We start from the raw sequence: 14,642 nt of genomic DNA on the forward strand, positions 1-14,642 counted from the left end.
AGGAGCTGCGGCACGCTGCGATCTTTTGATCCTGCTTCTTGAAAATCAAAATCAAGAGATCGCAGCGTGCCGCAGCTCCTACAGGGGGATCGGGTCAGGCTTCACCGTCGTTGAAGATGCTTTCTATAGGCATTTCGAACGCGCGGGCAATCTGGAATGCCAGCGGCAAACTCGGATCGTAGCGTTCGTTTTCGATCGCATTGATGGTCTGCCGCGACACGTTCAAGCGTTCTGCCAGATCAACCTGCGACCACTTACGCTCGGCGCGCAGTGCCTTCAGACGGTTTTTCATTGGTAGCGGCGTCGCGCAATCTGCAGCCCAACAATCCACATCAGACCCATCACCGGCCACACGCATGTCCACGGAATGTGCGGCGCGCCGACGTTTTCCAGAAACCCGTAACTGAAGGTCAGCAGTGCCGAGGCGGCGAAGGCAAAACCGAGGGCTTCGAACTGGATACGCAGATGCATTTCATCCATGCGCCGCATGTTGCGCACGATGGCCCAGCACATCAGGCCTGCCGGAATGACCGGGGTCAGGGCCACCACGGATCGCAGAAAAATGTTGGCGTCCAGCAGGGATTGGCTGGCGATCAGGGAAAGGCTCAACACCAGCACGTAGAGAACCGATGCGGCGCCCATTTCGAGGTAGTAGCGGTTCATTCTTCACTTCCTGTGTAAAAGTCCCTTTACATCCTCGCCGAAGAATTTGCCGATGTAAAGCACGCTTTCCATTAGCTCAAAAAAACGGGGCGGCATGATCGTTGATCAGGCCGCCCCGCAGGTGTTTCAGTCAGTCAGATCAGTGCATTTTGCTGTGATCGTGACCTTCCATGTTGGTCAGCGAGCGAACCGGCGCTTTGACCTCGAGGGTTTCTTTCTCGCCCTTGGCGTTCTCGACGGTCAGGGTCAGCGGCACGGTTTCGCCTTCTTTCAACTGCGCGCTCAGGCCCATCAGCATCACGTGGTAGCCGTTCGGATCAAGCTTTACGGCTTTGCCAGCCGGCAGTTCGACGAACTTCACCGGGCCCATGCTCATGACGTCATTCTTCATGGTCATTTCGTGGATCTGCACGTCTTTGGCGATCGGTGTGGCGACGCTCAGCAGTTTGCTGTCGCTGCCGGCGGTAACGGTCATGAACGCGCCGCTGGCGGTCTGGGTCGGCACGGTGGCGCGAACCCAGGCGTCGTCGACTTTGGTCTGCGCGGAGGCCTGAAACGCCAGGCCCATCAGCGACAGGGCAATCGCAGCACGTTTGATGTTGTTCAGAACAGGGTGCATCAGCAAACCTCCATAACGGTAAGCAAGTCTTCCGTGCATTCTTCTGCCGAAAGCGAGGTGGACAGGCCCAGGCGCAGGCCGCCACGGGAGTCGTAGACGTAACTGGTCGACGTGTGCGAGATGGTGTAGGTGTCGCCGGCCGGGACTTTCTCGTAGAACACGTCGAATTCCTTGGCGGTGGCCTTGGTTTCTTCAACGGTGCCGTACAGCGCGACGAAGCTCGGGTCGAAGGCTTTCATGTAGGCGTCGAGGATTTCTGGCGTGTCACGTTCGGGGTCGAGGGTGATGAAGATCACCTGCAAACGATCGCCGTCCTTGCCCATCAGTTTCTTGATTTTCGCCGCGCGGGCGAGGGTGGTGGGGCAGACCGCCGGGCATTGAGTGAAGCCGAAGAAGATCATCGGCATCATGCCGCGAAAGCTCGACAGCGACATGGTTTCGCCGTCGGTGTTCTTCAGCTTGAAAGTGCGTCCCAGGATCTTGTCGCTCAGATCTTTGCCGTACTTGTACGACAGTTCGCCGCGGGTGTCGCAGCCGGCGAGCAGGCCGAGCCCGAGTACGCCCATTCCCGCAAGCACCTTGCGGCGAGTCAACAAAGCCGTCATCTAATACCGCCTTTTGCAGCCAGCCCGTCGACAGGACGGGCGGTGGTTAACCGTAAAAGCGGCGCATGATACCAAACTGACGGCAACGACCGGCTCCGGATCGCCGTACGGCGTAGGATCTGGCGACAAAAGGTGTAAGAAAAAGTGACCGGTAGCGCGTGAGCGTCAGAGAGGGCGGTCCGTCGGACGCCTGTTTGTCTTGCCACCCGTTGTCATCAAATGAAAAGCCATTGTCGCCTGATGCGAAGCGATTGCCTGGCGCGCGACCTAGAGTCAGGTCAACGCCAATCGAGCGATACGCCCAACCTTGCAGGGAGAATAAGAAAAATGGCCAAAGCAGTGCGCTTCTACGAATCCGGTGATCCCGACGTGCTTCGCTATGAAGATGTCGACGTTGGCGATCCCGGCCCAGGCCAGGTGCGTCTTCGTCATGTGGCGGTGGGCCTCAACTACGCCGACACCTACTTTCGCAACGGCACTTACCCGATCCCGCTGCCTAACGGCATGGGCGTTGAAGCCTCCGGCGTGGTGCAGGCCATCGGCGAGGGCGTGAGCAATGTGCGGGTGGGCGATCGTGTCACCTACACCGGGTTTCTCAACACCTTGGGCGCCTACAGCACTGAGCGTCTGATATCCGCCGCTCCGCTGATCAAACTGCCGGAAACCATCAGTTTCGAGACCGCCGCCGCGATGACCATGCGCGGGCTGACCTCGGCTTATCTGATGCGGCGCATCCATGACTTCAAAGCGGGCGACAGTATCTTGCTGCACGCTGCTGCCGGTGGCGTCGGTCTGATCGTTTCGCAGTGGGCCAAGTTGCTCGGGCTGACGGTCATCGGCACCGTCTCCACCGAGGCCAAAGGCGAAATCGCCCGTGCCCATGGCTGCGACCATGTGATCAATTACAGCCATCAGGACGTCGCGCAACAGGTTCGTGAATTGACCGACGGCGTTGGCGTCAACGTGGTGTTCGACAGTGTTGGCAAGAACACCTTCATGGGCTCGCTGGACTCGCTCAAACGTCGCGGTCTGATGGTCTGCGTCGGTACGGCTTCCGGGCCGATTCCGCCGGTCGATCCGATGTTGCTGGCAATGAAGGGCTCGCTGTTCATGACCCGCCCGGCATTGGCTGACTACATCGCCGACCCCGAGGAAAAAGCCGCGTTGGCCGGCGAGTTATTCGACCTGGTCGGCAGTGGCCGGATCAAGATCGAAATCAATCAGCACTACGCGTTGCAGGACGCCGTTCAGGCCCACCGTGACCTGGAATCGCGCAAGACCACCGGCTCATCGATTTTCGTCATCTGAAGGAGTCGTCAGCCATGAGAGTCGAACAACTGACGTGCAGCATTGGCGCCGAGCTTGAGGGCGTCAGCCTTGCCGACGCGGTACATGACGACGGTCTTTTTGCCGAAATTCGCGCGCAATTGCTCAAGCACCGCGTGTTGTTCCTGCGTAATCAGGACATCAGCCGTGCCGATCACGTGGCCTTTGCCCGGCGCTTCGGTGAGCTTGAAGATCACCCGATGGTTGGCAGTGATCCGGATCATCCCGGGCTGGTGCGGATCTACAAGAGCCCGGAGCATCCGCCGGAACGCTACGAAAACTCGTGGCACACCGACGCCACCTGGCGTGAGGCGCCGCCGATGGGTTGTGTCTTGCGCTGTGTCGAATGTCCGCCGGTGGGCGGCGACACCATGTGGGCCAATATGGTCGAGGCGTATGCGCGCTTGCCGGAAGACGTGAAGATCAAGATTGCCGATCTGCGTGCCCGGCACAGCATCGAAGCCAGCTTCGGTGCCGCGCTGCCGATCGAAAGACGCCTGGCGCTTAGGGCGACGTACCCCGATGCCGAGCATCCGGTGGTGCGCACGCATCCGGACACGCTGGAAAAAGTGCTGTTCGTCAACGCCTTCACCACACACTTCAGCAATTACCACACCCCCGCTCGGGTGCGCTTCGGCCAGGACGCCAACCCCGGCGCAAGTGAGTTGCTGCGCTACCTGATCAGCCAGGCGTACATCCCGGAATACCAGGTGCGCTGGCGCTGGAAACCCAACAGCATTGCGATCTGGGACAACCGCAGCACCCAGCATTACGCCGTGATGGATTATCCGTTGTGCCATCGCAAGATGGAGCGTGCCGGGATCGTCGGCGACAAGACTTACTGATCGACCCTTACTGCATTCGCACTCGAAAACGCCAGCCCGGTGCGAACCCGGCTGCGCGGACAATCATAAAAAAGGAGTACCCCATGCAATTTCTCGACGATTCCCTGCACCCGGAAAACATGGAAAAAGTGGTGATCACCGTGGCCCCGTATGGCCCCGAGTGGATGCCGGAAGATTTCCCCGAAGACATCCCGCTGACCATGGATGAACAGGTGCAGAAAGCGGTCGATTGCTACGAGGCGGGCGCCACTGTCTTGCACCTGCATGTGCGTGAACTCGACGGCAAAGGTTCCAAGCGTCTGTCGAAATTCAATGAGCTGATTGCCGGTGTGCGCGAAGCGGTGCCGGACATGATTATCCAGGTCGGCGGTTCGATTTCCTTCGCCCCGGAAAGCGATGGTGAAGCCGCCAAGTGGCTGTCCGATGACACCCGGCACATGCTCGCGGAGCTGACACCGAAACCGGATCAGGTCACGGTGGCGATCAACACCACCCAGATGAACATCATGGAGTTGCTGTACCCGGAATACCTTGCAGGCACCTCGCTGGACAACCCGGCCATTCATGCCGCATACAGCGAAATGACCGTGCCGGCCGGCCCGGCCTGGGTCGCCGAACATTTGCGCCGGCTGATGGCCGCAGGCGTCCAGCCACACTTTCAACTGACCGGCATGCATGCCCTGGAAACCCTGATGCGTCTGGTGCGCAGCGGTGTGTACATGGGCCCGCTGAACCTCACCTGGATCGGCATCGGCGGTGGTTTCGACGGGCCGAACCCGTTCAACTTCTTCAACTTTATCCATCGCGTACCGGACGCGTGCACCCTGACGTCCGAGTCGTTGCTCAAGAACGTGCTGCCGTTCAACACCATGGCGTTGGCGATGGGCTTGCATCCGCGAGTCGGCAATGAAGACACGATCATTGATCACAAGGGCGATCGCTTCGGGTCGGTGCAACAGATTCAGCAGACCGTGCGCATTGCCCATGAACTGGGGCGCGAGATTGCTACCGGCAAGGAGGCCCGCGAGATTTATCGCATTGGCGTGGCGTATCAGAGCATCGAAGAAACCTTGTTGGCCAACGGCATGGCGCCCAACCGCAAGGCCGGGCAAAAAGGTCTGCCGCAACGCGGCTGAGTGAACCGGGCGAGGGGCCGCTGGCCTCTCGTCCGTTGCGTTACCCCAACAGCTCGATAACAACAAATACAACAAAGTTTCGAGGAGGCTGCATGGCCTATCACCCCAGCGCCAGCGATGACGACGATAACGACGTCGGTGTTGCGCGCACATATGCCTGGATCGTTTTTGCCCTGACGTTCGGCTTGTTGATTTCCGATTACATGTCGCGTCAGGTACTCAACGCGGTGTTTCCGATGCTCAAGGTCGAGTGGGCCTTGAGCGACAGTCAACTGGGCTTGCTCAGTGGCATCGTCGCGTTGATGGTCGGGTTGCTGACCTTTCCGCTGTCGCTGCTGGCCGACCGTTTTGGTCGGGTGAGAAGTCTGGCCTTTATGGCTTTTCTGTGGAGCGTGGCCACATTGGGTTGCGCGGTGGCGCAGGACTATCCGCAGATGTTCATTGCGCGGTTTATGGTCGGTGTCGGCGAGGCGGCTTACGGCAGCGTCGGCATCGCGGTGGTGATTTCGGTGTTTCCCAAACACATGCGCGCCACCCTCGCCAGCGCGTTTATGGCCGGTGGTATGTTCGGCTCGGTGCTGGGCATGGCGTTGGGTGGGGTGATCGCTGCGAAGATGGGTTGGCGCTGGTCGTTCGCTGGCATGGCGCTGTTCGGTCTGGTGCTGGCGCTGCTGTACCCGCTGATCGTCAAGCAAGCGCGGATTGCGCCGCAGTGCGCAACCCGTGCGGCGAGTAAAGCCGCGGCGGCGATCAAGCGTCCGCTGCGCACCTTGTATTCCAGTCGCTCGGTGGTGGCGACGTACATCGGCAGCGGTTTGCAGTTGTTCGTCTGCGGCACGGTGATCGTCTGGATGCCCAGTTACCTCAACCGTTATTACGCCATGGGCACCGACAAGGCCGGTGCTGTGGCGGCGGTCATTGTGTTGTGCAGCGGCGCGGGAATGATTGTCTGCGGGATGATCAGTGATCGGCTGTGCCGTCATGCGCCTGAGCGCAAAGTCGCATTGGCCATCGCTTATTGCCTGGGCAGTTGCTTGCTGCTTTCGGCGGCCTTCGCCTTGCCGGCTGGGCCCGCGCAATTGCTGCTGATCGGCCTGGGCATGTTGATCGCCACGGGCACCACCGGACCTGCCGGGGCGATGGTTGCCAACCTGACGCATTACTCGGTGCACGGCACAGCTTTCGCCACACTGACCCTGGCCAATAACCTGCTGGGGCTGGCGCCCGGGCCCTTCATCACCGGCAAATTGTCCGATCTGATCGGCCTGCACGCGGCCTTCCAATTCGTGCCGCTGGTGAGTATCGCGGCCGCCGCAGTGTTCTTCTACGCGCGCAGTCATTACCTCAAAGACATTGCCCGGCTGGCGGGCGAACGCGTCAGCGACCCGGTCAATGAAATCGCCTGCGAGGTGAAAGTATGAGTCGTCTTCCTGCGTTGCGCGTTGCTGTACCAGACAACAAATGCCCGCCGAGAGGAGGGCGGTCACTGTTTGAGTTCGCCGATAAAAGCCTGGCGCTGTTCAACGTTGACGGTGAGTTGCTGGCCATCGACGACAGCTGTCCCCATCAGGGTGCATCGCTGTGTGGCGGTCGGCTGGAGGGCCAGGTCATTCAGTGTTGCGCGCATGGTTTGCGCTTCGATCTGCGCAGCGGCTATTTGCTCAATTCGAAGCAGGTCAAAGTCACACGCTACCCGGTTGAAGTCATTGATGGTCAAGCGTTTATCGTCCTCGCTTGCGAGGAGTCTGTGGCATGAGCACCGTTGCGCTTACCCGTATTCATAGCCAGACACGCGAGTTGGCCCCGGGGTTTATCGTCAGCCTGATCGTCGCCGCGGCCGCTTCGTTTTTGTCCGAGCATTACGGTGCGCCGGTGATGCTGTTCGCGTTGCTGCTGGGCATGGCGCTGAATTTTCTGGCCGGTGATGGCGTGTGCAAGGCCGGCATCGAATTCACTGCGAGCACGGTGTTGCGCATTGGTGTAGCTCTGCTGGGTATGCGCATCACCCTTGAGCAAATTGCCGCGCTGGGCTGGAAGCCTGTGGCACTGGTGGTGTTTTTGGTGGTGGTGACCATTGGCGTGTCAGTGGTGGCCGCGAAGGCTTTGGGCTTTCAGCGCTTGTTCGGCATGCTCACCGGCGGCGCCACGGCAATTTGTGGCGCCTCGGCGGCGTTGGCGCTGGCGGCGGCGCTGCCCCATCACCCGCAGAAAGAGCGGGCCACGCTGTTCACGGTCATCGGCGTTTCGGCGTTGTCGACCACGGCGATGATTGTCTACCCGATGATTGCCAAGTGGCTGGAACTCTCGCCGCAAGTGGCAGGCGTGTTTTTGGGCGCGACCATTCATGACGTCGCCCAGGTGGTGGGCGCCGGTTACAGCTTGTCGACGGAAACCGGGGACACCGCCACGGTGGTGAAATTGATGCGCGTGGCCATGCTGTTGCCGGTGATCGTCTGCGCGGCGATGGTCACGCGTTTGCAGGGGGCTGATACGTCAGGGAAACGTCCGCCATTGCTGCCTTGGTTTGCCGTCGGTTTTCTGCTGCTGGCCTGTATCAACAGCACCGGTTGGGTAGCGCCGGCAGTGCAAGGCGCGGTCAATGAGCTGTCGCGCTGGAGCCTGGTGATTTCCATCAGCGCACTGGGCATGAAGACGCAGCTCAAGGAGCTGGCCGCCGTTGGCATAAAACCGATTTTGCTGATGGTCGGCGAGACCGTGTTTCTCGCGGTGCTGGTGCTTCTGGTGTTGCACTGGGGTTTCTAAGGTAAGGCAGGCCGCACCGTGCTGACTCGTCGGCCCGGTGCGGTAGTTAAACCGGTGCCATTCACACCGGTTTTTTCGCGGCGACTGTACCAGCAGTCGCCGTTTTTTTTGCCCGCCAGGTGGCGGGCGGCATGTCGAACTGGGTAATGAACCAGCGGGTGAAGGAGCTGGCCATCGAGTAGCCGAGCAAGTCGGCGATGCGGCTCAGCGAATAGTTGGGATTTTCCAGGTAGCGCAACACCAGATCGCGTCGCACTTCATTGATCACATCGTTGAAAGCACAGCCGTCGTCCTTGAGGCGACGTTGCAGCGTGCGCACGTTCATGCCTTGGGTCTGAGCAATTTGCTCGATGGTGGCGCGGCCCATCGGCAACAGCAGATAGATAGCCTTGCGCACTTCAAGCAGCAGCGAATGGCTTTCATGACCTTGCAGGGAGTCCAGGTAACTCTGCGCATAGCGCGCCATGGCCGGGTCGGCGTTAGGGTTGGTGACGTCGAGGCTGGCATCGGAACAGACGATGCCGTTGAACTCGCTGCCGAACTCCAGCGTGCAGCCGAACAGGCGTCGATGCAGTTGCAGATTGTCGGGCGCCTGATGCGTGAAGTTGACGCTGTAGGGATGCCAGTGCGTACCGAGCAACGCCGAGCACAGACGGAACATCACGCCGATGGCCAACTCGGTGGCCTGTCGGCTGGGCATCGGCGTTTGCGTGACCACTTCTTCGCGAATGATCACCATCTTGCCGGCCTCTTCAACAAAGATCGCCAGTGAGTCATTCATCAAGTGCCGGTATTGCACAACCACCTGCAGGGCGTCACGCAGCGTGCGCTGATGGCTGAGCAGCAAACTGACCACGCCAAAATCTGAAAGCTGACGGGATTCGGCCATGCTCAGGCCGAACGTCTGGCAGCCGCTGGCGGCCGCCGAGTCTTCCAGTAGCCGCACCGCCGAATCAATCGGAATGCGCTGCTCGGGCGCCAGCAGCTGTGCTTTGCTCAGGCCGACCGCCGCCAGTACATCACGCGGATTGAAGCCAAGGTATTGCGTGACCTCCAGGTAGTTGGTCAGGACAGCGGCGCGAACAAGCGTGGGCATGCTGGGTTCTTTCCTGGTTCGATAACGATAAGGAAGTACTGGGTGACTATATCCAGAGCATCTGCAATTGAACAGTTGCGACAGCGGCTGTGTTAACGCTGTCGCAAAGTCGTGATCGGCGATCTGTGTAGGAGTTGCCGAAGGCTGCGATCTTTTGATGTTGTCTTTCAAAAACAAGATCAAAAGATCGCAGCCTGCGGCAGCTCCTACGGGGGCGGCATCCGTCCGGCGGAGGAAATTCTGTCATCAAAAGAAAAGTGCCTGACGTCCAATGAAAAGCACCCCGGCCGAGCGCTCTTTAATGTCGACACAACAAAAAGATTCTGGCGATACAGCCAGTCGAGTCATCGAGACAGCGAAGGTGTTGACGTGGACAAATTGCAGACTGCCGCAACCGTTCTGATCGTACCCGGCCTGCGCGAGCATGTGGCCGAACATTGGCAGACGCTGCTTGAGGCGCGCCTGGAAAAAGTCCGCAGTGTGCCGCCGCTGACCACCGACAAACTCGACCTCGCTGCGCGCATTCGAGCGATTCAACAGACACTGGAGCAGATCGACGGCCCGGTGATTCTGGTCGCCCACAGCGCCGGCGTGTTGATGGTGGCGCACTGGGCGGCGCAGCACTCGCGTGCAATCAAAGGTGCATTGTTGGCGACGCCACCGGATCTCGATGCTCACTGGCCGGCGGGCTACCCGTCGCCCCAGACCCTGCAAGCGCAGGGCTGGAACCCTCTACCCCGTGGCCCATTACCGTTTCGCAGTGTGGTCGCCGCCAGCACTAACGATCACCTCGCCAGCCTCGAAGCCGTCACCCACCTCGCCGAAGGCTGGGGCGCTGAGCTGCGCTCGTTGGGAGCTGTGGGTCATCTCAACCCGGCCGCCGGTTTTGGCGCGTGGCCGGACGCTGAACTGTTGATCCAGGAACTGGATCGTTGATTCAGACGCCGGCTGGCTGAACGCCTGCCGGCACTTGCCCTCATTTCTGAAAACGTCTTCCCGCACACCGGGAAAGCGCGAGGGCGGCTGCGCTTAAAAACAACTACAAAAAAGCGGAGAAGACACGATGCACATCACCAAGCGCCATGGGCTTGCGCCTTCGCGTTACACCTTGCTGGCCTCGGCCATGCTGGCCGCAGCGCTACCGAGCGCCCATGCGGTCGAGATCGATACGGGCAATCCGGACTGGACGGCGCGGCTGGATAACACCGTCAAATACAACTACGGCGTACGCACCGAAAGTGCCGACAAACGGATGTTGGCCACGCCGAACAACAACGACGGCGATTACAACTTCCGCAAGGCCGGCACCAACATCAGCAACCGTATCGACCTGCTGACCGAGATGGACGTGGTCTACAAAAACTCGATGGGCTTTCGCGTCAGTGCGGCCAGTTGGTACGACCAGGCCTATGAAAATACCGGCTCCAATTCCAATCCTTTCGTCAATGGCAACGACGCACGATCGGGTCTGGTCGCCAATGACCCACGCCTGGCCGGTGTGACTCAAGACAACGTCGGCAACGGCAGCCCGCACCTGAGTCGCTACGCCCAGCGTTATTACACCGGGCCTTCCGGGGAAATTCTTGATGCTTTTGTGTTTTACAACACGGAAATCGGGGAGCAATCGCTGCTGAGCCTCAAGGCCGGGCAACACAACGTGTTCTGGGGTGAAACGCTGCTCAACCCGGTGCATTCGGTCAGCTACGGCCAGTCCGGGCTGGATCTGGCGAAACTGTCGGCGTCGCCCGGCACTGAAGCCAAGGAGCTGTTCGTCCCGCGCAAGCAATTATCGACGTCGTTCACCGTCAACCCTGAACTGACGCTGGGTGCTCAGTACTTTCTTGATTGGGACGCTGCCCGTTTGCCGGAGGCCGGCACTTACTACGGCGGCTCCGATCTGGTTGGTTTCGGTGCGCAGTCTTTTCTGCTCGGCAACACCAATGGCGTGGTGCCCGGCAGTCCGCTGGGCTGCGGCGTCGCTCCGTGCAACGGCCTGACCAATGTGCGTCGCGGGCATGACCTGACACCGGGCAGCAGCGGAGACTGGGGCGTCATGGCCAAGTGGTCGCCTGCGTGGCTCGACGGCACGCTCGGCTTTTACTACCGCAAGACCTCCGACATCCTCCCTCAAGCCTGGTTGAACGCCACCGGCCTGACATCGCTGAATGCCAACGGCAGCCGCCCGGCGGGGCAAGTGCCCGGTGTCGTCAACATCCTCAACTCATTGAGCACCAGCAGTTACCAACTGGCGTACGCCGACAACATTCAGATTTTCGGCCTGAGTTTGTCCAAGGACGTGGGCGGAGTGAGCGTCGGCTCGGATCTCAACATCCGGCACAACATGCCACTGGCGAGCATTCCGGCGATTGTCAGCTCGACCAGTCCTGCGGGGTTGGGCGCAGGTTTAGGGCTGTTGCCGGCACGCACCGCCGAGACGGGCGTGATCTACGACAAGCCAAGCCGTGGCGACAGCATGAGCGCCACGGGTGACACGCTGCACTGGACGCTCAATGGTTTGATGTCACTGCCGAAGACGCCGCTGTTCGATTCGGCAACCCTGCTCTCCGAGCTGTACTACAGCAATCTGCTCAAGCTCGATGACAAGAACAAAGCGCTCTACAAAGGCGAGGACAGTTATCGCGGCATCGACGCGCCCACCCGGGATAACTGGGGCATCGCGATCAACTTTACGCCGACCTGGTACCAGGTGCTGCCGGGTGTTGATTTGAATATGCCGCTGTCGATCAACGCCGGTCTGGCCGGGGTGTCGCCGGTGTCCGGTGGCGGTGCGAAAAATACCGGTAACTATGCGGTCGGCCTCGGTGCCGTGGCGTACAACAAATACTTCATCGACCTCAAATATGTCGACGCTTTCGGCAAAACCGACAAGTGCGACAACAGTGGCCTGAGCACCGGCGCCGACCAGGCCGGCAAGGGCGATGGTTCGACACCCAACGCGTTCAGTGGCAACCAGAACTACGCCTGTTACGGCGGCGGCTACTCGGCATTTTCCGGTGGCGGCGCGACCACGGCTGACCGTGGCGCCGTGTACCTGACGATGAAAACCACCTTCTGATTCAACCTTGGCTCAAGTCTCACAGACAGGAGAACCACACGATGAAATTCGTCCATACAATGCTCGCCGTTTCACTGACCATGGCGATCGCCGCGCAAGCGCAGGCCGCCGTTTCGGCGCAGGATGCGGCCAAACTGGGCAATAACCTCACCCTGGTCGGCGCGGAAAAAGCCGCCAATGCCGACGGTTCGATACCCGCTTATACGGGCGGGCTGACCACACCGCCGGCCACCTACAAAACCGGCGACAGCATGCGCCCGGATCCTTTCGCTGACGAGAAACCGTTGCTGGTGATCGATGGCAAGAACGTGGATCAGTACAAGGGTGAGCTCTCGGCGACGGCGGTCGAACTGGCCAAGCGTTTTGCCACGTTTCACATCAATGTCTACCCGACGCACCGCACCGTCTCACTGCCTAAAGCGGTGCTGGACAACGGTGTGAAAAATGCCACGGGCGCCAAGTCGCTCGAAGGTGGTCTGGCCGTCGACAATGTTCTGCCGGGTGTGCCGTTTCCGATTCCGCAATCGGGCAACGAAGCGATGTGGAATTTCCTGCTGCGCTATCAGGGCGTCAACATCAGCTCAAAATACGACTCATGGAATGTCGACGCTGCCGGGGTTGCCAGTCTGGCTATCACCGGGCAGGCGTTCATCTCCTACCCGATCTATGAAAACCTCGCGCAACCGATCAGCAGCGCTGACGTGTATTACCAGATGAAGCTGACATACACCGGCCCGGCGCGCCGTGCGGGTGAAGCGATGATGCTCAAGGACGCCGCCAACCCGTTGCAACAACCGCGTCGCGCCTGGCAATACCTGCCGGGGCAGCGCAGGGTCAAACTGGCGCCGAACCTGGCGTACGACACGCCGAACCCGGGCACTGCCGGTGCGGGTACTTATGACGATGTGTTCGTGTTCAACGGCGCACTGGATCGCTACGACTGGAAGCTGGTCGGCAAGCAGGAAATGATCGTGCCGTACAACACCTACAAACTGACCTATGCCCAGGATCCCAAGGCGTTGACCACCGCCAATCATGTAGCGCCTGACTACGTGCGTTGGGAGAAACACCGGGTCTGGGTGGTGGAAGGCAATCTCAAACCCGGCGCCCGGCACATCTATCAGAAACGCCGCTTCTATCTCGATGAGGACAGCTGGACCGCACTGGCCTCCGACCAATATGACGCCCGTGGACAGCTTTATCGCGGCTCGTTTGCCTTTCTCAGCCAGAGCTACGACAAACAGGTGCCGGACTCGACCCCTTTCATGATCTACGACCTGGTCGGCGGCACCTACAACATCAACGGCGTCGTCGGGCCTTACGGCGGCATCAAGTACATCGATCCGCTTTCGAAGGCGCAATGGTCGTCGGAGTCGTTGGCCGGCAGCGGTATTCGCTAGAGGGCGCGGTATGCATTGGCAGAAAAAATACGGCGGTGTGACGCTCGGCATGTGCCTGCTGCTGTTGCAGGGCGTCGCCCGCGCGGACGGCTATTTCGATGTGCTGGATCAGCCTGCCAGGGTCAGTGCCCTGGCAGCCAACAGTGCGCTGTCCGGCGTGGCCCGGGCAGGGGCACGACTGGTTGCTGTCGGCCAGCGCGGGCACATCGTTTACTCCGATGACGGCGGCCAGCATTGGCAACAGGCCGCCGTGCCGGTGAGCTGCGACCTCACGGCGGTGAATTTTTCTTCGCCGTCACAAGGCTGGGCGGTCGGTAACGACGGGGTGATTTTGCACAGCAGCGACGGCGGGGTGACGTGGCGCAAGCAGCTCGACGGGCGCCAGATCGGCCCGTTGCTGATCGAGCATTATCAGGCACTGGCCCGCGCTGAACCGGCTAACGAGCAATGGCCGTTGCTGGTTGCTGAAGGCCGGCGGCAGGTGGAGCAGGGCGCGGATAAACCGTTGCTCGACGTCTGGTTTGCCAATGATCAACTCGGCTATGCGGTCGGTGTCTTCAACCTGATCCTGCGCACCACGGACGGAGGCAAACACTGGATGCCGTTTCAGGATCGCACCGACAACCCGCAGGGTTTTCACCTCAATGCGATTGCCGCCACGGGTGATGCTTTGTACATCGCCGGCGAGCAGGGGCTGTTGCGTAAATGGGACGCAGCGCAACAGCGCTTCGTCGCCGTGCCCACACCTTATCAGGGCAGTTTTTTCGGCGTGCTTGGCAAACCGGGTGAAGTGATTGCTTACGGACTGCGCGGCAACCTTCTGCGCAGCACCGATGGCGGGCGCAACTGGATCGCGCAGGACAGTGGCTTGCACACGAGCATTACCGCCGGGCTTGTCGACACTGACGGGCATTACCGGTTGTTCACGCAGGGCGGGCAGATGCTGGTCAGCCAGGGCAATGGTGCGCAGTTGCAATGGCGGCATGAGCCCGAACCGTTACCGGTGACCGGCGCAGCACAGACGGCCGATGGCGCGATGCTGGTCGTTGGTACCCGTGGTGTTTCGACACTGCGCAAAGAATAAGAAAACAACCCTAAAAGCGAGAACCCGGA

At 60.2% G+C, this 14,642-nt stretch carries 15 protein-coding genes; 10 read left to right on the forward strand and 5 right to left on the reverse strand.

Annotated elements, in window-relative coordinates; translation table 11 throughout:
• Positions 1-94: 94 nt before the first annotated feature.
• From AD669_RS10645 to AD669_RS10660, 4 genes are all read right to left on the reverse strand, one after another.
• Positions 95-292, reverse strand: coding sequence for a helix-turn-helix transcriptional regulator (locus tag AD669_RS10645; protein WP_053119463.1), 198 nt, complete (start codon positions 290-292; stop codon positions 95-97).
• Entirely contained in the window at positions 289-663 is a 375-nt protein-coding gene (locus tag AD669_RS10650) for a hypothetical protein (protein WP_053119465.1), read from the reverse strand. Before AD669_RS10650 ends, AD669_RS10645 begins: the two co-directional genes overlap by 4 nt.
• Positions 664-802: 139 nt before the next feature.
• Positions 803-1,282: a copper chaperone PCu(A)C gene (locus AD669_RS10655; protein WP_053119467.1), complete on the reverse strand. Its 480-nt coding sequence runs from the start codon at positions 1,280-1,282 to the stop codon at positions 803-805.
• Complete coding sequence (locus AD669_RS10660; RefSeq protein ID WP_053119469.1) at positions 1,282-1,887, reverse strand: SCO family protein; 606 nt, start codon at positions 1,885-1,887, stop codon at positions 1,282-1,284. Before AD669_RS10660 ends, AD669_RS10655 begins: the two co-directional genes overlap by 1 nt.
• 327 nt (positions 1,888-2,214) lie before the next feature.
• On the opposite strand from AD669_RS10660, the gene AD669_RS10665 reads away from it, so the two are divergent.
• From AD669_RS10665 to AD669_RS10690, 6 genes are all read left to right on the forward strand, one after another.
• The gene (locus AD669_RS10665) at positions 2,215-3,195 is read left to right on the forward strand and encodes a quinone oxidoreductase (RefSeq protein WP_053119471.1); all 981 of its coding nucleotides are present in this window, start codon (positions 2,215-2,217) and stop codon (positions 3,193-3,195) included.
• 14 nt (positions 3,196-3,209) lie between these two features.
• Entirely contained in the window at positions 3,210-4,058 is an 849-nt protein-coding gene (locus AD669_RS10670; RefSeq protein ID WP_053119473.1) for a TauD/TfdA family dioxygenase, read from the forward strand.
• An 83-nt stretch (positions 4,059-4,141) separates the two neighbouring features.
• Complete coding sequence (locus tag AD669_RS10675) at positions 4,142-5,194, forward strand: 3-keto-5-aminohexanoate cleavage protein (protein ID WP_053119475.1); 1,053 nt, start codon at positions 4,142-4,144, stop codon at positions 5,192-5,194.
• 92 nt (positions 5,195-5,286) lie between these two features.
• Positions 5,287-6,615 (forward strand): MFS transporter, encoded by a 1,329-nt coding sequence (locus AD669_RS10680; protein ID WP_053119477.1) that lies wholly within the window; start codon positions 5,287-5,289, stop codon positions 6,613-6,615.
• Positions 6,612-6,950, forward strand: coding sequence for a Rieske 2Fe-2S domain-containing protein (locus tag AD669_RS10685; protein ID WP_053119479.1), 339 nt, complete (start codon positions 6,612-6,614; stop codon positions 6,948-6,950). Before AD669_RS10680 ends, AD669_RS10685 begins: the two co-directional genes overlap by 4 nt.
• Positions 6,947-7,957 carry a YeiH family protein gene (locus AD669_RS10690; protein WP_053119481.1) on the forward strand — a complete coding sequence of 337 codons (1,011 nt, stop codon included), beginning with the start codon at positions 6,947-6,949 and terminating at the stop codon, positions 7,955-7,957. Before AD669_RS10685 ends, AD669_RS10690 begins: the two co-directional genes overlap by 4 nt.
• A gap of 61 nt (positions 7,958-8,018) precedes the next feature.
• Here the strand turns inward: AD669_RS10690 and AD669_RS10695 are convergent, their stop codons facing one another.
• Positions 8,019-9,053 carry an AraC family transcriptional regulator gene (locus AD669_RS10695; protein ID WP_053119483.1) on the reverse strand — a complete coding sequence of 345 codons (1,035 nt, stop codon included), beginning with the start codon at positions 9,051-9,053 and terminating at the stop codon, positions 8,019-8,021.
• A gap of 369 nt (positions 9,054-9,422) precedes the next feature.
• Between AD669_RS10695 and AD669_RS10700 the strand changes: the two genes are divergently transcribed.
• From AD669_RS10700 to AD669_RS10715, 4 genes are all read left to right on the forward strand, one after another.
• Complete coding sequence (locus AD669_RS10700) at positions 9,423-9,989, forward strand: alpha/beta hydrolase (RefSeq protein WP_053119485.1); 567 nt, start codon at positions 9,423-9,425, stop codon at positions 9,987-9,989.
• 127 nt (positions 9,990-10,116) lie between these two features.
• Positions 10,117-12,129 carry a DUF1302 domain-containing protein gene (locus tag AD669_RS10705; RefSeq protein WP_053119487.1) on the forward strand — a complete coding sequence of 671 codons (2,013 nt, stop codon included), beginning with the start codon at positions 10,117-10,119 and terminating at the stop codon, positions 12,127-12,129.
• A 41-nt stretch (positions 12,130-12,170) separates the two neighbouring features.
• Positions 12,171-13,529, forward strand: coding sequence for a DUF1329 domain-containing protein (locus AD669_RS10710; protein WP_053119489.1), 1,359 nt, complete (start codon positions 12,171-12,173; stop codon positions 13,527-13,529).
• 10 nt (positions 13,530-13,539) lie between these two features.
• Positions 13,540-14,613 carry a YCF48-related protein gene (locus AD669_RS10715; RefSeq protein ID WP_053119491.1) on the forward strand — a complete coding sequence of 358 codons (1,074 nt, stop codon included), beginning with the start codon at positions 13,540-13,542 and terminating at the stop codon, positions 14,611-14,613.
• Positions 14,614-14,642: the final 29 nt, after the last annotated feature.

Source organism: Pseudomonas sp. P1.31 (assembly GCF_001269815.1).
GTDB classification, from domain to species: Bacteria; Pseudomonadota; Gammaproteobacteria; order Pseudomonadales; family Pseudomonadaceae; genus Aquipseudomonas; species Aquipseudomonas rustica.

Excerpts from the sequence above, each read along its gene's own strand:
- AD669_RS10710 (WP_053119489.1), top strand. The coding sequence starts at position 12,171 with ATGAAATTCGTCCATACAATGCTCGCCGTTTCACTGACCATGGCGATC.
- AD669_RS10650 (WP_053119465.1), bottom strand. The coding sequence starts at position 663 with ATGAACCGCTACTACCTCGAAATGGGCGCCGCATCGGTTCTCTACGTG.
- AD669_RS10685 (WP_053119479.1), top strand. The coding sequence starts at position 6,612 with ATGAGTCGTCTTCCTGCGTTGCGCGTTGCTGTACCAGACAACAAATGC.
- AD669_RS10695 (WP_053119483.1), bottom strand. The coding sequence starts at position 9,053 with ATGCCCACGCTTGTTCGCGCCGCTGTCCTGACCAACTACCTGGAGGTC.
- AD669_RS10670 (WP_053119473.1), top strand. The coding sequence starts at position 3,210 with ATGAGAGTCGAACAACTGACGTGCAGCATTGGCGCCGAGCTTGAGGGC.
- AD669_RS10660 (WP_053119469.1), bottom strand. The coding sequence starts at position 1,887 with ATGACGGCTTTGTTGACTCGCCGCAAGGTGCTTGCGGGAATGGGCGTA.
- AD669_RS10705 (WP_053119487.1), top strand. The coding sequence starts at position 10,117 with ATGCACATCACCAAGCGCCATGGGCTTGCGCCTTCGCGTTACACCTTG.
- AD669_RS10675 (WP_053119475.1), top strand. The coding sequence starts at position 4,142 with ATGCAATTTCTCGACGATTCCCTGCACCCGGAAAACATGGAAAAAGTG.
- AD669_RS10655 (WP_053119467.1), bottom strand. The coding sequence starts at position 1,282 with ATGCACCCTGTTCTGAACAACATCAAACGTGCTGCGATTGCCCTGTCG.
- AD669_RS10680 (WP_053119477.1), top strand. The coding sequence starts at position 5,287 with ATGGCCTATCACCCCAGCGCCAGCGATGACGACGATAACGACGTCGGT.
- AD669_RS10715 (WP_053119491.1), top strand. The coding sequence starts at position 13,540 with ATGCATTGGCAGAAAAAATACGGCGGTGTGACGCTCGGCATGTGCCTG.
- AD669_RS10645 (WP_053119463.1), bottom strand. The coding sequence starts at position 292 with ATGAAAAACCGTCTGAAGGCACTGCGCGCCGAGCGTAAGTGGTCGCAG.
- AD669_RS10690 (WP_053119481.1), top strand. The coding sequence starts at position 6,947 with ATGAGCACCGTTGCGCTTACCCGTATTCATAGCCAGACACGCGAGTTG.
- AD669_RS10665 (WP_053119471.1), top strand. The coding sequence starts at position 2,215 with ATGGCCAAAGCAGTGCGCTTCTACGAATCCGGTGATCCCGACGTGCTT.